17 protein-coding genes are annotated in these 17,784 nt (G+C 71.8%); 10 read left to right on the top strand and 7 right to left on the bottom strand.

Annotated features, from left to right (window positions below):
* The first annotated feature begins 122 nt into the window (after positions 1-122).
* Genes ACZ4Z1_RS17875 through ACZ4Z1_RS17865 form a run of 3 tightly spaced genes read left to right on the top strand, consistent with a single transcriptional unit; the run spans position 123 to position 4,062 of the window.
* Positions 123-2,213, top strand: coding sequence for a PhoH family protein (locus tag ACZ4Z1_RS17875; protein ID WP_468487536.1), 2,091 nt, complete (start codon positions 123-125; stop codon positions 2,211-2,213).
* A 20-nt stretch (positions 2,214-2,233) separates the two neighbouring features.
* Positions 2,234-2,731 (top strand): rRNA maturation RNase YbeY, encoded by a 498-nt coding sequence (gene ybeY / locus ACZ4Z1_RS17870; RefSeq protein ID WP_003984339.1) that lies wholly within the window; start codon positions 2,234-2,236, stop codon positions 2,729-2,731.
* 14 nt (positions 2,732-2,745) lie between these two features.
* A complete protein-coding gene (locus ACZ4Z1_RS17865; protein WP_468487535.1) occupies positions 2,746-4,062 on the top strand; it encodes a hemolysin family protein in 1,317 nt (438 codons plus the stop codon).
* On the opposite strand, the gene ACZ4Z1_RS17860 is transcribed toward ACZ4Z1_RS17865, so the two are convergent.
* Complete coding sequence (locus tag ACZ4Z1_RS17860; RefSeq protein ID WP_468487534.1) at positions 4,053-5,282, bottom strand: MFS transporter; 1,230 nt, start codon at positions 5,280-5,282, stop codon at positions 4,053-4,055. The two genes, ACZ4Z1_RS17865 and ACZ4Z1_RS17860, sit on opposite strands and share 10 nt — an antisense overlap.
* A gap of 107 nt (positions 5,283-5,389) precedes the next feature.
* On the opposite strand from ACZ4Z1_RS17860, the gene ACZ4Z1_RS17855 reads away from it, so the two are divergent.
* Complete coding sequence (locus ACZ4Z1_RS17855) at positions 5,390-6,166, top strand: helix-turn-helix domain-containing protein (protein ID WP_468487533.1); 777 nt, start codon at positions 5,390-5,392, stop codon at positions 6,164-6,166.
* A gap of 68 nt (positions 6,167-6,234) precedes the next feature.
* Complete coding sequence (locus tag ACZ4Z1_RS17850) at positions 6,235-6,588, top strand: cytidine deaminase (RefSeq protein WP_468487532.1); 354 nt, start codon at positions 6,235-6,237, stop codon at positions 6,586-6,588.
* Positions 6,589-6,614: 26 nt separating this feature from the next.
* Here the strand turns inward: ACZ4Z1_RS17850 and ACZ4Z1_RS17845 are convergent, their stop codons facing one another.
* Together ACZ4Z1_RS17845 and ACZ4Z1_RS17840 are read right to left on the bottom strand one after the other, a co-directional pair.
* Positions 6,615-7,001, bottom strand: coding sequence for an AMP-binding enzyme (locus tag ACZ4Z1_RS17845; RefSeq protein WP_468487531.1), 387 nt, complete (start codon positions 6,999-7,001; stop codon positions 6,615-6,617).
* Positions 6,929-7,612, bottom strand: a complete 684-nt coding sequence (locus ACZ4Z1_RS17840; RefSeq protein ID WP_468487530.1) for an AMP-binding protein — start codon at positions 7,610-7,612, stop codon at positions 6,929-6,931. The genes ACZ4Z1_RS17845 and ACZ4Z1_RS17840 overlap by 73 nt, the downstream gene beginning before the upstream one ends.
* Positions 7,613-7,766: 154 nt before the next feature.
* Here ACZ4Z1_RS17840 and era point away from each other — a divergent pair, with 154 nt between their 5' ends.
* Positions 7,767-8,714: a GTPase Era gene (gene era, locus ACZ4Z1_RS17835; RefSeq protein ID WP_468487529.1), complete on the top strand. Its 948-nt coding sequence runs from the start codon at positions 7,767-7,769 to the stop codon at positions 8,712-8,714.
* A 14-nt stretch (positions 8,715-8,728) separates the two neighbouring features.
* Here the strand turns inward: era and ACZ4Z1_RS17830 are convergent, their stop codons facing one another.
* The 4 genes from ACZ4Z1_RS17830 to ACZ4Z1_RS17815 form a co-directional block, all read right to left on the bottom strand.
* Complete coding sequence (locus ACZ4Z1_RS17830; protein ID WP_468487528.1) at positions 8,729-9,988, bottom strand: MFS transporter; 1,260 nt, start codon at positions 9,986-9,988, stop codon at positions 8,729-8,731.
* Complete coding sequence (locus ACZ4Z1_RS17825) at positions 9,985-11,376, bottom strand: GH1 family beta-glucosidase (protein ID WP_468487527.1); 1,392 nt, start codon at positions 11,374-11,376, stop codon at positions 9,985-9,987. The genes ACZ4Z1_RS17830 and ACZ4Z1_RS17825 overlap by 4 nt, the downstream gene beginning before the upstream one ends.
* A gap of 78 nt (positions 11,377-11,454) precedes the next feature.
* On the bottom strand, positions 11,455-11,721 hold the full coding sequence (locus tag ACZ4Z1_RS17820) for a protealysin inhibitor emfourin (RefSeq protein WP_468487526.1): 267 nt from the start codon (positions 11,719-11,721) through the stop codon (positions 11,455-11,457).
* Between the two features lie 61 nt (positions 11,722-11,782).
* Positions 11,783-12,847, bottom strand: a complete 1,065-nt coding sequence (locus tag ACZ4Z1_RS17815; RefSeq protein ID WP_468487525.1) for a M4 family metallopeptidase — start codon at positions 12,845-12,847, stop codon at positions 11,783-11,785.
* 304 nt (positions 12,848-13,151) lie between these two features.
* On the opposite strand from ACZ4Z1_RS17815, the gene leuA reads away from it, so the two are divergent.
* From leuA to ACZ4Z1_RS17795, 4 genes are all read left to right on the top strand, one after another.
* Positions 13,152-14,939: a 2-isopropylmalate synthase gene (leuA, locus tag ACZ4Z1_RS17810; RefSeq protein ID WP_468487524.1), complete on the top strand. Its 1,788-nt coding sequence runs from the start codon at positions 13,152-13,154 to the stop codon at positions 14,937-14,939.
* 250 nt (positions 14,940-15,189) lie between these two features.
* Positions 15,190-15,915: a TerB family tellurite resistance protein gene (locus ACZ4Z1_RS17805; protein WP_365834803.1), complete on the top strand. Its 726-nt coding sequence runs from the start codon at positions 15,190-15,192 to the stop codon at positions 15,913-15,915.
* 75 nt (positions 15,916-15,990) lie between these two features.
* On the top strand, positions 15,991-16,737 hold the full coding sequence (gene recO, locus ACZ4Z1_RS17800) for a DNA repair protein RecO (RefSeq protein ID WP_125047120.1): 747 nt from the start codon (positions 15,991-15,993) through the stop codon (positions 16,735-16,737).
* Between the two features lie 102 nt (positions 16,738-16,839).
* On the top strand, positions 16,840-17,658 hold the full coding sequence (locus ACZ4Z1_RS17795) for an isoprenyl transferase (protein WP_468487523.1): 819 nt from the start codon (positions 16,840-16,842) through the stop codon (positions 17,656-17,658).
* The last annotated feature ends 126 nt before the right edge of the window (positions 17,659-17,784 follow it).

The raw sequence follows: 17,784 nt of genomic DNA, 5'->3' as shown, positions 1-17,784 counted from the left end.
CCGGAAAAGGCTTCGGGCTTGTCAGTGCACCGTCGTACCCTGGGTACCCCAAGGAGCCGAGCTGCCGGGCACCGCCTTTGCAGCGCAACGAATGGGGGATGAGCAGGCCAGAGAGCCGGCCCATGACTCAGACACCTACACGACCGCAGGCGCACGCCCAGTTCACCGTCCCCGCCAAGCACCCGATGGTGACCGTCCTGGGATCCGGCGACGCCCTGCTGCGGGTCATCGAGAACGCCTTCCCGGCCACCGACATTCACGTACGGGGCAACGAGATCCGGGCGGTCGGCGACGCCGCGGAAGTCGCTCTCATCCAGCGCCTCTTCGACGAGATGATGCTGGTCCTGCGCACCGGACAGCCGATGACCGAGGACGCGGTGGAACGCTCCATCGCCATGCTGCGCACGGCCGGTGACGGCGACGGCGCGGCGAACGAGACCCCCGCCGAGGTGCTCACCCAGAACATCCTGTCCAACCGCGGCCGCACGATCCGCCCCAAGACCCTGAACCAGAAGCGCTACGTCGACGCCATCGACCAGCACACGGTCGTCTTCGGCATCGGCCCCGCCGGCACGGGCAAGACCTACCTCGCCATGGCCAAGGCGGTGCAGGCCCTGCAGTCCAAGCAGGTCAACCGCATCATCCTGACCCGCCCCGCGGTAGAGGCCGGCGAACGTCTGGGCTTCCTGCCCGGCACCCTCTACGAGAAGATCGACCCGTACCTGCGCCCCCTGTACGACGCCCTGCACGACATGCTCGACCCGGACTCGATCCCGCGGCTGATGGCGGCGGGGACGATCGAGGTGGCGCCGCTGGCCTACATGCGTGGCAGAGCGCAACCGATCTTCACAAACGTCCTGACCCCGGACGGCTGGCGCCCCATCGGCGATCTCCAGGTGGGCGACCTCGTCATCGGGTCGAACGGCGAGCCCACCCCGGTCCTCGGCGTCTACCCGCAGGGCGAGAAGGACATCTACCGCGTCACCGCACAGGACGGTTCCTGGACCCTGTGCTGCGGCGAGCACCTGTGGACGGTCCGCACCGCGTCGGACGAGCGACGGGACGAGCCGTGGCGGGTCCTGGAGACCCAGGAGATGGTCGGCGACCTCCGCGCGGCGCACGCCCGCCGCTACGAGCTGCCGCTGCTCACGGCGCCGGTCTGCTTCCCCGAGCGCTCCGTTCCCATGGAGCCGTATGCGCTGGGGCTGCTGCTCGGTGACGGCTGCCTCACGGGCGGTACGACGCCTTCGTTCGCCACCGATGACCTGGAACCGGCCACCGCGCTCGGCGCGGCGCTGCCCGGTGTGTCCGTCCGGCGGAAGGGCGGCGTCGACCACGCGCTCGACCGCGTCGGGGCGCCGGGCGACGTCGTGACGTCGCAGAACCCGGTCACGGGCGCTCTGCGGGCCCTGGACCTGCTCGGCACCAGTTCGGACTCGAAGTCCGTGCCGGACGACTACCTCCAGAACTCCGCGGAGGTCCGGCTCGCCGTCCTTCAGGGGCTGCTCGACTCCGACGGCGGCCCGGTGCCGCAGGCCGACCGGACCTGCCGCATCCAGTACACGACGACGTCGGCCCTGCTCCGCGACGACGTCATCGCGCTGGTCCAGTCGCTGGGCGGCGTCGCCCACAGCCGCCGCCGGGCGGCCGAAGGCCGCAACCAAGGGACGGCTCGTGGCGGCTACCACCGGGACGCGCACACCGTCGACATCCGCCTCCCCGAAGGCATCGAGCCCTTCCGCCTCGCCCGCAAGGCCGAGAAGTACCACGCGGCCGGGGGCGGCGGACGTCCGATGCGGTTCATCGACTCCATCGAACCCGCGGGGCGCGAGGAAACGGTGTGCATCCAGGTGGCGGCCGAGGACTCGCTGTACGTCACACAGGACTACCTGCTGACGCACAACACCCTCAACGACGCCTTCATCATCCTCGACGAGGCGCAGAACACCAGCCCCGAGCAGATGAAGATGTTCCTCACCCGCCTCGGGTTCGACTCGAAGATCGTCATCACCGGTGACGTCACGCAGATCGACCTCCCCGGCGGTACGAAGAGCGGTCTGCGGCAGGTCCAGGAGATCCTGGAGGGACTGGACGACGTGCACTTCTCGCGGCTGAGCAGCCAGGATGTCGTCCGGCACAAGCTGGTCGGCCGTATTGTCGACGCGTACGAGAAGTACGACAGCCAGAACAGCCAAAACGGCCGGCGAACCTGAGAAACGAGAAGCAGCACTACATGTCGATCGACGTCAACAACGAGTCCGGAACGGACATCGACGAGCAGGCGATCCTGGACGTCGCCCGTTACGCCGTGGCCCGGATGCGCATCCACCCGCTCTCCGAGCTGTCGGTCATCGTCGTGGACGCCGACGCCATGGAACAGCTCCACCTCCAGTGGATGGACCTGCCGGGTCCGACCGATGTCATGTCCTTCCCGATGGACGAGCTGCGTCCGCCGGCCAAGGACGACGAGGAGCCCCCGCAGGGGCTCCTCGGGGACATCGTGCTGTGCCCGGAGGTCGCCAAGAAGCAGGGGGAGGAGGCGCCGACGCGGCACAGCATGGACGAGGAGCTCCAGCTGCTGACCGTGCACGGCGTCCTGCACCTGCTCGGGTACGACCACGAGGAGCCCTCGGAGAAGGCCGAGATGTTCGGCCTCCAGGCGGCGATCATCGACGGCTGGCGTGCCGAGCGCGGGCTGACCGGCCCCTCCCCGGCCCCGACCGTCACCTGACGGCGGGAGATCCGGTGACCACCCAGCTGATCGCGGTCGCGGTGCTCCTCGTCGTCGTCGCGTGGCTCGCGGCCTGTGCCGAGGCGGGTCTCGCCCGGACGACGAGCTTCCGTGCCGAGGAAGCCGTGCGGTCCGGGCGGCGGGGCAGCGCCAAACTGGCCGCCGTCGCCGCCGACCCGGTCCGCTACCTGAATGTCGCGCTGCTGGTGCGCGTCGGCTGCGAGATGGCGGCCGGCGTGCTGGTGACGTACGCCTGCCTGCGCTCCTTCGAGGAGACCTGGCAGGCGCTGACCGTGTCCATCGCGGTGATGGTGCTGGTCTCGTACGTCGCCGTCGGCGTCTCGCCCCGTACGATCGGCCGCCAGCACCCGCTGAACACCGCCACCGCCGCGGCGTACGTGCTGCTGCCGCTGGCCCGGATCATGGGCCCGGTCCCGCGGCTGCTGATCCTCCTGGGCAACGCGCTGACCCCCGGCAAGGGCTTCCGCCAGGGGCCCTTCGCTTCGGAGGCCGAGCTGCGCTCGCTGGTGGACCTCGCGGAGAAGGAGTCGCTGATCGAGGACGAGGAGCGCCGTATGGTGCACTCCGTCTTCCAGCTCGGCGACACCCTCGTACGGGAGGTGATGGTGCCGCGCACGGACCTGATCTCGGTCGAGCGGTTCAAGACCATCCGCCAGGCGCTGACCCTCGCGCTGCGCTCCGGCTTCTCCCGCATCCCGGTGACCGGCGAGAACGAGGACGACGTGGTCGGCATCGTGTATGTCAAGGACCTCGCGCGCAAGGTGCACATCAGCCGGGACGCGGAGACGGAGCTGGTCTCCACGGCGATGCGGCCGGCCGTCTTCGTGCCGGACACGAAGAACGCCGGTGACCTGCTGCGCGAGATGCAGCAGGACCGCAATCACGTCGCGGTCGTCATCGACGAGTACGGCGGCACGGCCGGCATCGTGACGATCGAGGACATCCTGGAGGAGATCGTCGGCGAGATCACCGACGAGTACGACCGGGAGCTGCCGCCCGTGGAGGACCTGGGCGACGGCCGCTACCGCGTCACCGCCCGCCTGGACATCGGCGACCTCGGCGAGCTGTACGGCTTCGCGGAGCTGGACGACGAGGACGTGGAGACGGTCGGCGGGCTGCTCGCCAAGCATCTGGGCCGGGTCCCGATCGCGGGCGCCACGGCCGAGATCGATCTCAGCGAGAACGCCTCCGCCCTGTCGCCGAAGGCGCTGCGGCTGACCGCGGAGGCTCCGGCCGGCCGCCGCAACAAGATCGTCACGGTGCTCTGCGAGCCGGTCAGAGGCGGGGACGACGCAGCCGGTCAGGACTGACGGCGGCGGAGTGCCGGCCGGTCGGGGCCGACCGCGACGAGCAGTCCGGCGAGCGCCGTGGTGGTCCCGGTGAGCACCACGGCGGGCCAGCCGCCGCCCGACCACGCCACCGTGCCGGCCAGCGATCCGACGGCGATGCCCAGGAACCGCAGGGTGAAGTAGAGGGTGTTGAGGCGGCTGTGCACGGTGGGGTCAAGGCTGAACAGCGCCGTCTGTGAGGCGGCCTGGCTGCCCCAGACCCCGACGTCCAGCACGACCACACCCGCCAGCAGCCAGGCCAGGGCGCTGCCGCCGGGCAGCAGGAACAGCCAGCCCACGATCACCAGGCCGATCAGCGCCGCGAGCGCGCCCCGCCGCCCGAGCCGGTCGGCCAGCCGTCCGGCGTACGGCGAGGCCAGCGCGCTCGCCGCGGCCACCAGCCCGAACAGGCCGATCCCGGTCGACCCGTACCCGTACTGCCGCTCCAGCAGGAACGTCAGCGTCGTCCAGAACGCGCCGAACGCGATACCCACCAGCGCGCCGGACACGGTGATCCGCCGGACCAGCGGGTGCGCGGCGAACAGCCGCGGCAGCGAGGCCAGCGTCGTCCGGTACGGGGCGGACGCGGCGGCCGGGACGCGGGGCAGGGCCCGGCTCAGGACGAGCATGGTCAGCAGCGTCAGGACGCACGAGCAGCCGAACACCGCACGCCAGCCGACCTGCTCCGCCAGCGCCCCCGAGTACGCGCGGGACGCCAGCACCCCGACCAGCAGACCGGCCTGCACGGTGCCGACGACCCGGCCCCGGTTCGCGTCGCCGCCGCCCGCGGCCAGGGCCACGGCGAGCGGCGTGACGAGCTGCGGTACGGGCGAGAGCAGGCCGACCGCGAAGCCGGCCACCACCAGCCACGTCACGGTGGGTGCCACGGCACAGGCGGCGAGCGCGAGCGCGGACGCCGTACCGAGGCCCAGGATCAGCCGCCGCCGGTCGTGGCTGTCGCCCGCCGGGACCAGCAGCAGGATGCCCGCCGCGTAGCCGAGCTGGGTGGCGGTGGGCACCGCGCCGAGGACGTCCGGGGCCACCCCGAGCGAGTGGGCGGCGGCGCCCAGCAGCGGCTGGTTCAGATAGACGTTGGCGGCGGTGACGGCGCTGGTCGCGGCGAGCACCAGCGCTGTCGGACGGGTCAGGCCGGAGCGGGGCGGGCGGTCGGTGCGCGGGGGAGCGGAAGCTGGTTCGATCACATGAGACGACGCTAGGACGGGTCCGCCGTGGCAGGCTTGTGCGGTAGTGCCAAGTCCTGTCGAGATCCTGCCAGGCGGACGGACGGGCGAGGCGGGAAGGGAGCGTCGTGTACGGGAAGAGCGAGGACCGGGACGACTACCAGAACGTCCCCCGGCCGGTCGCCGCGATGGCCCGCGACCTGCCCGACGGCCACCACATTCCCGGTCACCGGCACCCGCGCGCCCAGCTGATCTACGGCACCACCGGCGCGATCACGGTGGCCACCGGGCACGGGGTATGGGTGGTGCCCGCCACCCGCGGCGTGTGGGTGCCCGCCGGACTGACCCACGCGATGACCTGCGCGGGCGCGGTCGCCATGCGCACCCTCTACATCGAGCCGCAGTCCGCCTGGCGCCTGCCCGACGCCCCCACCGTCGTCTCCGTCCCGCCGCTGCTGCGCGAGCTGATCGACGAGGCCACCCGGCTGCCGCTGGAGTATGACGTAGGGGGCCGCGACGGCACGGTGATGGACCTGCTCCTGCACGAACTCGCGCCGCGCCCCGTACCGGCCCTGCACCTGCCCACCCCGGACGATCCGCGGCTGCACGGCCTGTGCGCGGCGATCCGGCGCAGCCCCGGCGACAACTGGACGACCCCGTACGCCGCGGCCTACGCCCATCTGAGCCCGCGGAGCCTGCACCGCAGGTTCGGGGCGGCGACGGGGCTGAGCCCGGCCCGCTGGGTGCAGCAGGCCAGGCTCGTCCACGCGGTGACCCTGCTGGCCAGGGGCACACCGGTCACCTCCGTAGCCACCGGCCTCGGCTATGCCACGCCCAGCGCCTTCACGGCCATGTTCCGGCGGGCGCTGGGCACCACGCCGTCGGCCTACTTCGAGGGCGCGTAGCCGGTGCGGCGGCCGGGGCGCACGCCCCCTCGCGCCCGCCGGCCCGGGCGCCGCATATGCTCGCCCGTATGAGCGAAGCCGCACCGCTGGACCCGGAAGACCGCAAGATCATCACGCTGGCCCGTTCCGCGCGGGCCCGCAACGGGGTGCCGGAAGGCGCCGCCGTCCGTGACGAGACCGGGCGCACGTACGTCGCCGGAACCGTCGCCCTGGAGTCGTTGCAGCTCAGCGCGTTGCGTACGGCGGTCGCGATGGCCGTTGCGAGCGGCGCGCAGTCGCTGGAGGCGGCGGCCGTGGTGACCGAGGCGGAGTCGGCCTCGGACGAGGACCGCGCGGCCGTACGGGACCTCGGCGGCGCCGGGACGCCGGTGCTGGTCGCCGGTCCGGACGGGACGCTGCGGGCCACGGTCCAGGCGGGCTGAGGGGCCGTCGTACGGGCGGCGGTCCCTCACTCCGCCGCCTGTTCCGTCTCCACCCGTGCCAGCAGTGCCTTCTTGTCCGGTTTGCCGCTCGTCGCCACCGGCACCTCCCGTAGGACGGTGAGGGTGGCGGGCACGCTCGCCGGGCCCAGTTCCGCGGCGACGTGGGCGCGCAGTGCCGCGAGGTCGGGGTGCCGCTGCGCCGTCGATGCGACGAACGCGTGGGCGGCCTCGCCGGTGTGCTCGTCAGGGGCGCCCACGACGTACGCCTGGTCGACGTCCGGGTGCCGGGCCAGGGCCGCTTCGATCGCGCCTGCGTAGTGCAGGACGGCGTTGACGATGATCACGTCACGGGTGCGCCCGGTGAGCCGCAGGAAGCCGTGCTCGTCGAGACGGCCGAGGTCGCGGGTGCGCACCCAGCCGTCGCGCAGGACGGCACGGGTCTCCTCCTCGTCGTGGCGGTATCCGGCCAGCGCTCCGGGGGTACGGACCCAGATCTCACCGGCGGCCCCGTCGGGGACCGGCTGCCCGTTGGCCGGGTCCGCACGTCGATGTCCACCCCGTCCAGGGGCCGTCCCACCGAGCCGTACGCCGTGTCGGGCCATCGGGCCAGGTCGTCGGGGGTGAGCAGGGTCAGCATGCCGGTCTCGGTCTGTCTGTAGCCCTGGTGCACGACCGGGCCGAGCCGTGCGGCCGCCTCGGCGAGGCGGTGGGGCGCCAGGGGAGATCCGGCCACGAGGAGGGCCCGCAGGCTGGTGAGGTCCGTGGTGTGGGCGGGGTTGCTGAGCGGGGTGTTTTCCGTCTGCGGGGCGTCTTCGGTGTGCGCGGCGTCCTCGGTGCGCAGCGTGTCGAGGATGTGGTGCAGCCGGGGGACGGTCAGCAGGCAGGCGGTGATGCGGTGCCGTGCGAAGACCTCCGGGAAGTCCGGCGGCGGGTCCGGGACGATGGCGGTGCCGCCGCCCAGCAGGCACAGCCCCAGGTGCTCGAAGATCACCGCGCTGGTGACGACGGTGATGGCCACCCCCATGCTGACCCTCTGGGACCGACTCGACGCGCGCCGGGCGCCCGGCCGGCCGCGGGCCGAGCGGGTGGGGGCCGCACCCTGAGGCCGGGCCGGCCCATCTGGTCCGTACGACCGCGGCCGGACCGGGTGGTCGGCGTGCCCCCGCCGATCGGGGACAATGGGCGCCATGAGCGTTCGTACAGAGTCCTCCGCCCAGCACCGCGCCGGCTTCGCGTGCTTCGTCGGCCGCCCGAACGCGGGCAAGTCGACGCTCACGAACGCTCTGGTCGGCACAAAGGTCGCGATCACCTCCAACCGCCCGCAGACCACCCGGCACACCGTGCGCGGCATCGTGCACCGGCCGGACGCCCAGCTCGTCCTGGTGGACACCCCGGGCCTGCACAAGCCGCGCACCCTGCTCGGCGAGCGGCTCAACGACGTCGTACGGACCACCTGGGCCGAGGTCGACGTGATCGGCTTCTGCCTGCCCGCCGACCAGAAGCTGGGCCCCGGCGACCGCTTCATCGCGGGTGAGCTGGCCGGGATCAAGAAGACCCCGAAGATCGCCATCGTCACCAAGACCGACCTGGTGGACTCCAAGCAGCTCGCCGAACAGCTGCTCGCCGTCGACCGGCTCGGCCGGGAACTGGGCATCGAATGGGCGGAGATCATCCCGGTGTCCGCGGTCGGTGACAAGCAAGTGCAGCTGGTCGCCGATCTGCTCGTCCCGATGCTCCCCGAGAGCCCCCCGCTCTACCCCGAGGGCGACCTCACCGACGAGCCCGAGCAGGTCATGGTCGCCGAGCTGATCCGCGAGGCCGCGCTCGAAGGCGTACGGGACGAGCTGCCGCACTCCATCGCCGTGGTGGTGGAGGAGATGCTGCCGCGCGAGGACCGCCCGGCCGACAAGCCGCTGCTGGACATCCACGCCAACGTCTACATCGAGCGGCCCAGCCAGAAGGGCATCATCATCGGCCCCAAGGGCAAGCGGCTCAAGGAGGTCGGCGTGAAGTCCCGCAAGCACATCGAGGCGCTGCTCGGCACGCCGGTCTTCCTCGACCTGCACGTGAAGGTCGCCAAGGACTGGCAGCGCGACCCGAAGCAGCTTCGCAAGCTCGGCTTCTGAGGATCCCCGGGGCCTCACTCCACCCCGCGGATCCGCCGCACCAGCAGCGCCCCCGCCAGCCCGATGCCCGCCGCGACCAGGTACAGCACCCGATAGCCGCCCAGGTACGTCACGACGGGCGCGGCCAGCGCGGGGGCGGCGACCTGCGGCAGCGAGTTGGCGATGTTGACGACGCCGAGGTCCCGGCCCCGGTGGGCGGCGGCCGGCAGCACGTCCGTCATCAGGGCGAAGTCCACCGACGTGAAGACGCCGAAGCCGACGCCCAGCAGCGCGGCGGCGACCAGCGCGCCGGTCCAGGTCTGCCACCCGGCGAGCAGCGCGGTGGCCGCCGCCATGATCACGCCCGACCAGAGTACGAACGGTTTGCGGCGGCCCGTACGGTCCGACCAGATCCCACCGACGACGACGGTGGCGAGCAGCGTCACCCCGTTGACGGCGGTCAGGACCAGCACACCGTCCCCGGGGCGGGGCCGGTGCAGCGCGTCGCGCAGGTAGTAGAGCAGGTACAGCAGCGCGAGCGCGTTGCCGAGGTTGACCAGGAAGCGGGTCAGCCAGGCCCAGGCGAGGTCGGGGTGGCGGCGCGGGCGGATCCAGAACCCGGCGAGGAAGGGCCGCCACGCGAACGGCGGCCGGTCGCCGGGCCCGATCCGTAGATCCCGGTAGCGCAGCACGTACGGGAGCGTCGCCAGCACCGTGAACGCGGCGCAGGCCACATACCCCGCCGTGATGCCGCCCGCGACGGTCGCCAGGCCCGTACCGGCGACGACGCCCAGGATCTGCGCCGCGCCCAGCCAGCCGCCCACCGCGCCGCGCTGGAGGTGCGGGACACGGTCCGGTACGGCGGCGGTGACCGCCGCGAACGCGGCGTTGAGCGCGAGCTGCACCAGGCACCACCCCGTCGCCATCACGGCGACGTCGCGGGCGGCCGCCAGCAGGCACAGCGCCGCCGCACCCCCGAGGACACCGGCCACGATCCACGGCGTACGGCGCCCGAAGCGCGAGGCCGTACGGTCCGACAGCGCGCCGAAGACCGGGTTGGCGACGAGCGAGACCGCGGCGCCCAGGCCCGTGACCCACGCCAGCACCGACTCCTTCGGCGTACCCGGCGGCGCCAGCTCGGCGGCCTGGAGGGCCAGCAGGATCTGGATCGGGCCGTACCAGCCGACCCAGACCGCCCCGTTGGCCAGCGCCAGCGCTGCGGTCCAGCCGGGCCCCACCCGCCCGGCGGGCTCGGCGGGGGCCCCGGGCGTGCCCGCGGCCCCCGCGCCGGTCACCGCTGGGCCCGCAGCGCGTCCCGCAGCCAGTGGTACGAGGCTTTCGGTGTCCGCGCCAGCGTGCCGTGATCGACGTGCACCAGCCCGAACCTGCGGGCGTACCCTTCCGCCCACTCGAAGTTGTCCAGCAGCGACCAGACGAAGTAGCCGCGTACGTCGACTCCGGCGGCGATCGCGTCGTGCACGGCCCGGATGTGCGCGTCCAGGAAGGCGATCCGCTCCCGGTCCTCGACGCCCTCGTACGAGCAGCCGTTCTCGGTGACGACGACGGGCGGCAGGTGGTCGCCGTACCGGTCGCGGAACCCGGTGAGCAGCTCGGTCAGTGCCGCGGGCACCACCGGCCACCCGAAGTCCGTCAGCGGGTACCCCTTGATCTGCCGTGGCGCGAAGGGCAGCCCCGGCGGCAGCTCGATCCCGGCGAAGTCGACCGGCCCGGTGCCCTCCGGCGCCGGCGCTCCCACCTTCGTCGGCTGGTAGTAATTCACCCCGTACCAGTCCAGCGGCTCACCGATGATCCGCAGATCCGCGTCCAGCGGCCCGGCCCCGGACAGCAGGCCCGCCGTCAGCTCTTCCTCCGGGTAGCGCCCGAGCAGCACCGGCTCCGCGAACAAACGGTTCAGCAGCAGGTCGTACAGCCCGGCCGCCTCCTGATCGGCGGCCGACTCCGACGCGGCCCACGTCGGCCCGTGGGAATTGGCGATCCCGATATTGTCCGCGCCCCGCGCCCGCAGCGCCTGCACGGCCAGCCCGTGCCCCAGCAGCAGGTGGTGCGCCACGGGCAACGCCTCGAACCCCAGCTTCCGGCCCGGCGCGTGCTGCCCCAGCCCGTACCCCAACAGTGTCAGCTCGGCAGGCTCGTTGAGCGTGATCCACCGGTCCACCCGGTCCCCGAGGCGCGCCGCCACCGCATCCGCGTACGCCGCGAACCGCGGCGCCGTGTCCCGCTCCAGCCACCCGCCTGCCGCCTCGACGGCCTCCGGAGTGTCCCAGTGGAACAGCGTCGGCACCGGCCGGACGCCCGCCGCGCACAGCTCGTCGACCAGCCGGTCGTAGAAATCCAGCCCCGCCGCGTTGACCCGCGGACCGCCGTCCGGCATCACCCGCGGCCAGGCCACCGAGAACCGGTACGCACCGGCCCCCAGCTCCTTGATCAGCGCGACGTCCTCCCGGTACCGGTGGTAGTGACCGGTCGCCACCCGCCCGTCCGACCCGTCCTTGACCCGCCCGCCCCGCTCCACGAAGGCGTCCCACACCGACCGCCCGCGCCCGTCCTCGTCCACGGCCCCCTCGATCTGGTACGCGGACGTCGACACCCCCCACAGGAACCCCGCGGGAAAACGGGGCAGCACACCCGGCGAGAACCCCTCCGGCACACGGGAAACATCCATGCGCCGGATCCTGGTTACCGCCGCGTCAAGGTGTCAATAGACGTGCAGGAAACAGGAGTTCTGGTCAAGGGTGACCGGTCAGCTGCCCTCCTTCAGGACTCTGGTGATCAGCTTGCGCTGTTCCTCGGTGAGGCGGGGGTCCGAGGCGTAGACCGTGTGGCCGTCGATGGTGATCTGGTAGCTGAAACCGTCGGGGACGCCGACCGGGGGCGTGCCCCGGCCGGCGGCGGCTGCCCGCTCGGCCAGGGCGTGCCATTCCGCGGCATCGGGGAGGCCGGAGGTGTCGACCTCGGCGTGGCGCTCGATGCCGGCGAAGCCGCCGGTGCGCCGTACTTGAATCCGCATGACGGGCTTCCTACCCAGTGGGGCTCGGGGAAACGGACAGAACGGGCCAGAGTGTGGCGGATCAGCCGGTGGGCACGCCCACCTGGGACCATGCCTTCAGGACGGCCTGCACGACATCGCCCTCACCGTACAAGGTGCGTGCGGAGGCGACCGTCAGGCGTGCGAAGTCGTCGAACTGGGCGTCCTTGTCGAGTTCGCCACCGGTCAGCGTGGCGTACCAGACCTTGCCCGCCCGTTCCCACGCGTTGCCGCCGAGGGCCGTCGCGAGCTGGTAGAAGGCGTGGTTGGGAATGCCGGAGTTGATGTGCACGCCGCCGTTGTCGCGGGAGGTCTTGACGTAGTTGTCCATCGTCGCGGGCTGTGGGTCCTTGCCCAGTACGTCGTCGTCGTACGCGGTGCCCGGGGCCTTCATCGAGCGCAGCGCCTCGCCGGTGACGTTGGGGCCGAGCAGCCCGGCGCCGATCAGCCAGTCGGCCTGGGAGGCGTTCTGGCCGAGCGCGTACTGCTTGATCAGGGCGCCGAAGACGTCCGACATGGACTCGTTGAGCGCGCCGGACTGGCCGAAGTAGTCCAGGTTGGCGGTGTGCTGGGTGACGCCGTGGGTCAGTTCGTGGCCGATGACGTCGACGGGGATGGTGAAGTCCAGGAACAGGTCGTTGTCGCCGTCGCCGAAGACCATGCGCCGGCCGTCCCAGAAGGCGTTGTCGTAGTTCTCGCCGTAGTGGACGGTGGCGTTCAGCGGCAGGCCGGCGTCGTCGATCGAATGCCGGCCGTACACCTTCAGGTACAGCTCGAAGGTGGCGCCGAGGCCCGCGTGGGCGCGGTTGACGGAGGCGTCCTTCGAGGGCTTGTCGGCCTCGGAGTGCACCTTCTTGCCGGGCAGCACTTCCTGGCGCTTCGCGTCGTAGATCGTGCGGTTCGGCTTGTCCGACGGGGTGCCGGTGGGCGCCCCGAGGCCGCGGACGGTGGTGATGCGGCGGCGGGTGCGCTGCAGGGCGTCGTGCTCCAGGGTGCGCAGGGCGCGCTGGGAGCGGTCCGCGTCCTCCAGCTGGGACAGCGTGTCGAGGACGTGCGGCGGCACGATCGTGCAGAAGACCGGGTGGGCCTCAGTGGCTTCAGGGTTCATGCACGGCAATGTGGCACTGGGTCATCGGCGTGTCACTCCCTGCCGTCATGATTCCTGAAAACGTGTGGTTGATCGCGTTTGAGGGGTTAGATCCGCCCGGTCCCGCATAGTGATACGGGGCCGCCGATTCCGCGTCACCTCGGCTAGGGTGCTGTGCATCATGCGTTACGGGCTGCTTCTCCTTAGCTGCCGCGGCGAGGGTCTGTTGTCATAAGGCCGACCCCCTCCCCGCGGGATTCGGTGCTGCGATTTTCGCCCCGTCGGCCTCTTGCCCCCGCGGACAAACGAGGAGCCCCGCGCCACCATGACGAATCCGTCGATTCCTGCTCAGAACGCAGAAAATGCCGTCGGCCGCCCCACGCCCATCACCAACGCGACCCACACCCAGAAGCCCTCCGGCCTGCCGGTGCACCGCTACGGCGCCTACGAGGCCGTCGACATCCCGGACCGCACCTGGCCGGACAACCGCATCACCAAGGCCCCCCGCTGGCTGTCCACGGACCTGCGCGACGGCAACCAGGCGCTGATCGACCCGATGTCGCCGGCCCGCAAGCGCGAGATGTTCGACCTGCTGGTGAAGATGGGCTACAAGGAGATCGAGGTCGGCTTCCCCTCGTCCGGCGCCACCGACTTCGACTTCGTACGGTCGATCATCGAAGAGGGCGCGATCCCCGAGGACGTGACGATCTCCGTCCTGACGCAGGCCCGCGAGGAGCTGATCGAGCGGACCGTGGAGTCGCTGCGCGGCGCCCACCGGGCCACCGTCCACCTGTACAACGCCACCGCGCCGGTCTTTCGCCGGGTGGTCTTCCGCGGCTCGCGCGAGCAGGTCAAGCAGATCGCCGTGGACGGCACCCGGCTGGTCGTGGAGTACGCGGAGAAGATCCTGGGCCCGGAGACGGTCTTCGGCTACCAGTACAGCCCGGAGATCTTCACCGACACCGAGCTGGACTTCGCCCTGGAGGTCTGCGAGGGCGTCATGGACGTCTGGCAGCCCGAGGAGGGCCGCGAGATCATCCTGAACCTGCCGGCCACCGTCGAGCGCTCCACCCCCTCCACGCACGCCGACCGCTTCGAGTGGATGTCGCGCAACCTGTCCCGGCGTGAGCACATCTGCCTGTCCGTGCACCCGCACAACGACCGCGGTACCGCGGTGGCCGCCGCCGAGCTGGCGATCATGGCCGGTGCGGACCGTATCGAGGGCTGCCTGTTCGGGCAGGGCGAGCGCACCGGCAACGTGGACCTGGTCACCCTGGGCATGAACCTGTTCAGCCAGGGCGTGGACCCGCAGATCGACTTCTCGCAGATCGACGAGATCCGCCGGACCGCCGAGTACTGCAACCAGATGGAGATCCACCCGCGCCACCCGTACGCGGGCGATCTGGTCTACACCGCCTTCTCCGGCTCCCACCAGGACGCCATCAAGAAGGGCTTCGAGGCCATGGACGCGCAGGCCGCGGAGCAGGGCAGGAGCGTGGACGACCTGGAGTGGGCGGTCCCGTACCTGCCGATCGACCCCAAGGACGTCGGCCGCTCGTACGAGGCCGTGATCCGCGTCAACTCGCAGTCCGGCAAGGGCGGCATCGCCTACGTCCTGAAGAACGACCACAAGCTGGACCTGCCGCGCCGGATGCAGATCGAGTTCTCCAGGACCATCCAGGAAAAGACCGACGCCGAGGGCGGCGAGGTCACGCCGGACGCGATCTGGTCGGTCTTCCAGGACGAGTACCTGCCGACCCCGGAGAACGCCTGGGGCCGGATCGCGCTGCGCAGCGCGCAGACCTCCACGACGACCGAGGGCACCGACGCGCTGACCGTCGAGGCGGTCGTGGACGGCGCCGACACGGTCCTGACCGGTACCGGCAACGGCCCGCTGGCGGCGTTCTTCGACGCGCTGCACGCGATCGACGTGGACGTACGGCTGCTGGACTACGTCGAGCACACGATGAGCGAGGGCGTCGGCGCCCAGGCCGCCGCGTACATCGAGTGCGCGATCGGCGACAAGGTGCTGTGGGGCGTCGGCATCGACGCGAACATCGTGCGCGCCTCGATCAAGGCGGCCGTCTCCGCGGTCAACCGCGCGAGCCGCTGATCACCGGGCCGTCGTGCGGCCCGTGCCCCCGGCCCCCGGGCCGGACCGGCATCAGGGCCGCACACCGGCTGTGACCTGCGATGTACCGAGCGTCCCCGGGCTCTTCGGCCGAGCGCCGGGGGGCGCTCGGGTGGTCAACCGGTTTAAACGGCCGTCTTGTCCGGTCCGCACTACTGACGTCGCATCGCGGATGTGGCTAACATCACGTCAACGCGGCAAAGATGCCGGAGCGTTACGGAGGGTCGACGTGATGCACAAGCTGGCTGTGATGGGTGTGCGGACGTCCTGGCGCACCGTCGCCGACGGCGAGTTCTTCTGCCCCGAGTGCGGCGGGGACCGCAACTACCTCCGGCGGACCGGCCGCCGGCGTCTCACCGTCCTCGGTGTGCCGCTGCTCCCGCGCGGCACCGCGGGCCCGGTCGTCGAGTGTTCCGCCTGCCGCGGCCACTTCGCGCTGGACGCCCTGGACCACCCCACCACGACGCGCTTCTCGGCGATGCTCCGGGACGCCGTGCACACCGTCACGCTGGCCGTGCTGGCCGCCGGCGGCACGGCCTCGCCCGGGGTGCGCAGCACCGCGGTCGGTACGGTGCGCGCGGCGGGCTTCGCGGACTGTACGGAGGACCAGCTGCTGACCCTGCTCGCCGCGCTCGCCGCCGACACCGGCCGGCTGCCCGGCGCGCACGACGGCGCCCTGTCCCGCGCCGCCTCCGGGAGCCCCGGCCGTCCCGGCGGCGGCCTCGACCCGTGCGGTACGGCGCTGGCCATAGAGCTGCACGAGGCGCTGGAGCCGCTGGCCCCGCACCTCGCCCCGGCGGGCCGCGAGTCGCTGCTCCTCCAGGGCGCCCGGATCGCCCTTGCCGACGGCCCGTACCTCCCGTCCGAGCGGGAGGTCCTGACCACCGTGGGCGCGGCCCTGCTGCTGTGCCCGGACGACACCGCCCGGCTGCTGGCGGCGGCCCGTACACCGTCCTGAGGCGGCCGTACGGGGCCGCGCGGCCGGGTCCGCCCCCGTACGGCCGTCCCCGCCGGGTGCGGGAGAATGGACGGCATGAGTCTGTTCCGCGATGACGGCATTGTGCTGCGTACCCAGAAGCTGGGCGAGGCGGACCGGATCATCACCTTCCTCACCCGCGGGCACGGCCGGGTCCGGGCCGTGGCCCGGGGCGTACGCCGTACGAAGTCCAAGTTCGGCGCGCGGCTGGAGCCGTTCTCCCACGTCGACGTGCAGTTCTACGCACGCGGCAGCGAGCTGGTCGGGCGCGGCCTGCCGATGTGCACGCAGAGCGAGACCATCGCCGCGTACGGCGGCGGCATCGTCACGGACTACGCCCGCTACACCGCCGGTACGGCCATGCTGGAGACCGCCGAGCGGTTCACCGACCACGAGGGCGAACCGGCCGTGCAGCAGTACCTCCTGCTGGTCGGCGGGCTGCGTACGCTCGCGCGCGGCGAGCACGAGCCGCACCTGGTGCTGGACGCCTTCCTGCTGCGCTCGCTCGCCGTCAACGGCTACGCTCCCAGCTTCGACGGCTGCGCCAAGTGCGGCCTGCCCGGCCCGAACCGGTTCTTCTCCGTGGGCTCGGGCGGCGTGGTGTGCGGCGACTGCCGGGTGCCCGGAAGCGTCGTACCCTCCTCCGAGGCCATCGGGCTGCTGGCGGCGCTGCTGTCCGGCGACTGGGCGACGGCGGACGCGTGCGAACCCCGGCACGTCCGGGAGGGCAGCGGGCTGGTCGCGGCGTACCTGCACTGGCACCTGGAGCGCGGGCTGCGCTCGCTGCGGTACGTGGAGAAATAGATAGGCTCAGCAGTTCGGGGGCGACCGCCGGCCGGAGACGAACGGCGGCCCGGACACGAGGGCAGCACGCACCACGCACTACGCATAGGAGATGTGGACCGGATGGCACGACGCGGATTCCTGGGGCGCGGCCGACGCACATACGAGACGCCCGAGCCGCACCCGTCCGGCGCGCGTCCGCCGAAGATCCCCGGCGAGCTCGTCCCGAACCACGTGGCGATCGTCATGGACGGCAACGGCCGCTGGGCCAAGGAGCGCGGCCTGCCCCGTACCGAGGGCCACAAGGTCGGCGAGGGCGTCGTCCTCGACGTGCTGCGGGGCTGCATCGAGATGGGCGTCAAGAACCTGTCGCTGTACGCCTTTTCCACCGAGAACTGGAAGCGCTCGCCCGAAGAGGTCCGCTTCCTGATGAACTTCAACCGGGACGTCATCCGCCGCCGCCGGGACGAGATGGACGCGCTGGGCATCCGCATCCGCTGGGTGGGGCGGATGCCGAAGCTGTGGAAGTCCGTGGTCCAGGAGCTCCAGGTCGCGCAGGAGCAGACCAAGGACAACGACGTCATAACGCTGTACTTCTGCGTCAATTACGGCGGCCGGGCGGAGATCGCGGACGCGGCGGCGGCCATCGCGGCCGACGTGCGGGCCGGGAAGCTGGACCCGGCGAAGGTCACCGAGAAGACCGTCGCGAAGTACATGTACTACCCGGACATGCCGGACGTGGACCTGTTCGTGCGGCCCTCGGGCGAGCAGCGCACGTCCAACTACCTGATCTGGCAGAGCGCCTACGCCGAGATGGTGTTCCAGGACATTCTCTGGCCGGATTTCGACCGGCGGAACCTGTGGGACGCCTGTCTCGAATACGCCAAGCGGGACCGCCGGTTCGGCGCGGCCCCGGAGGCGGAGCCCGCGCCGCAGCAGTGAGCCCGTACGCGGAAGCGGGGGGGGGGGGGGGGGGAGGGGGGGGGGGGGTGGGGTCGGGGGGGGGGGGTTTGGGGGGGGGGTTTTCTTCCTCTGGGGGGCGGGCTCAGGTGGGCGCCTCTGTTGTGG

It is taken from the genome of Streptomyces sp. NPDC030165 (assembly GCF_055573595.1).
Note: the sequence above shows the minus strand (reverse complement) of the source record. Positions and strands in the feature narration are given on the sequence as shown.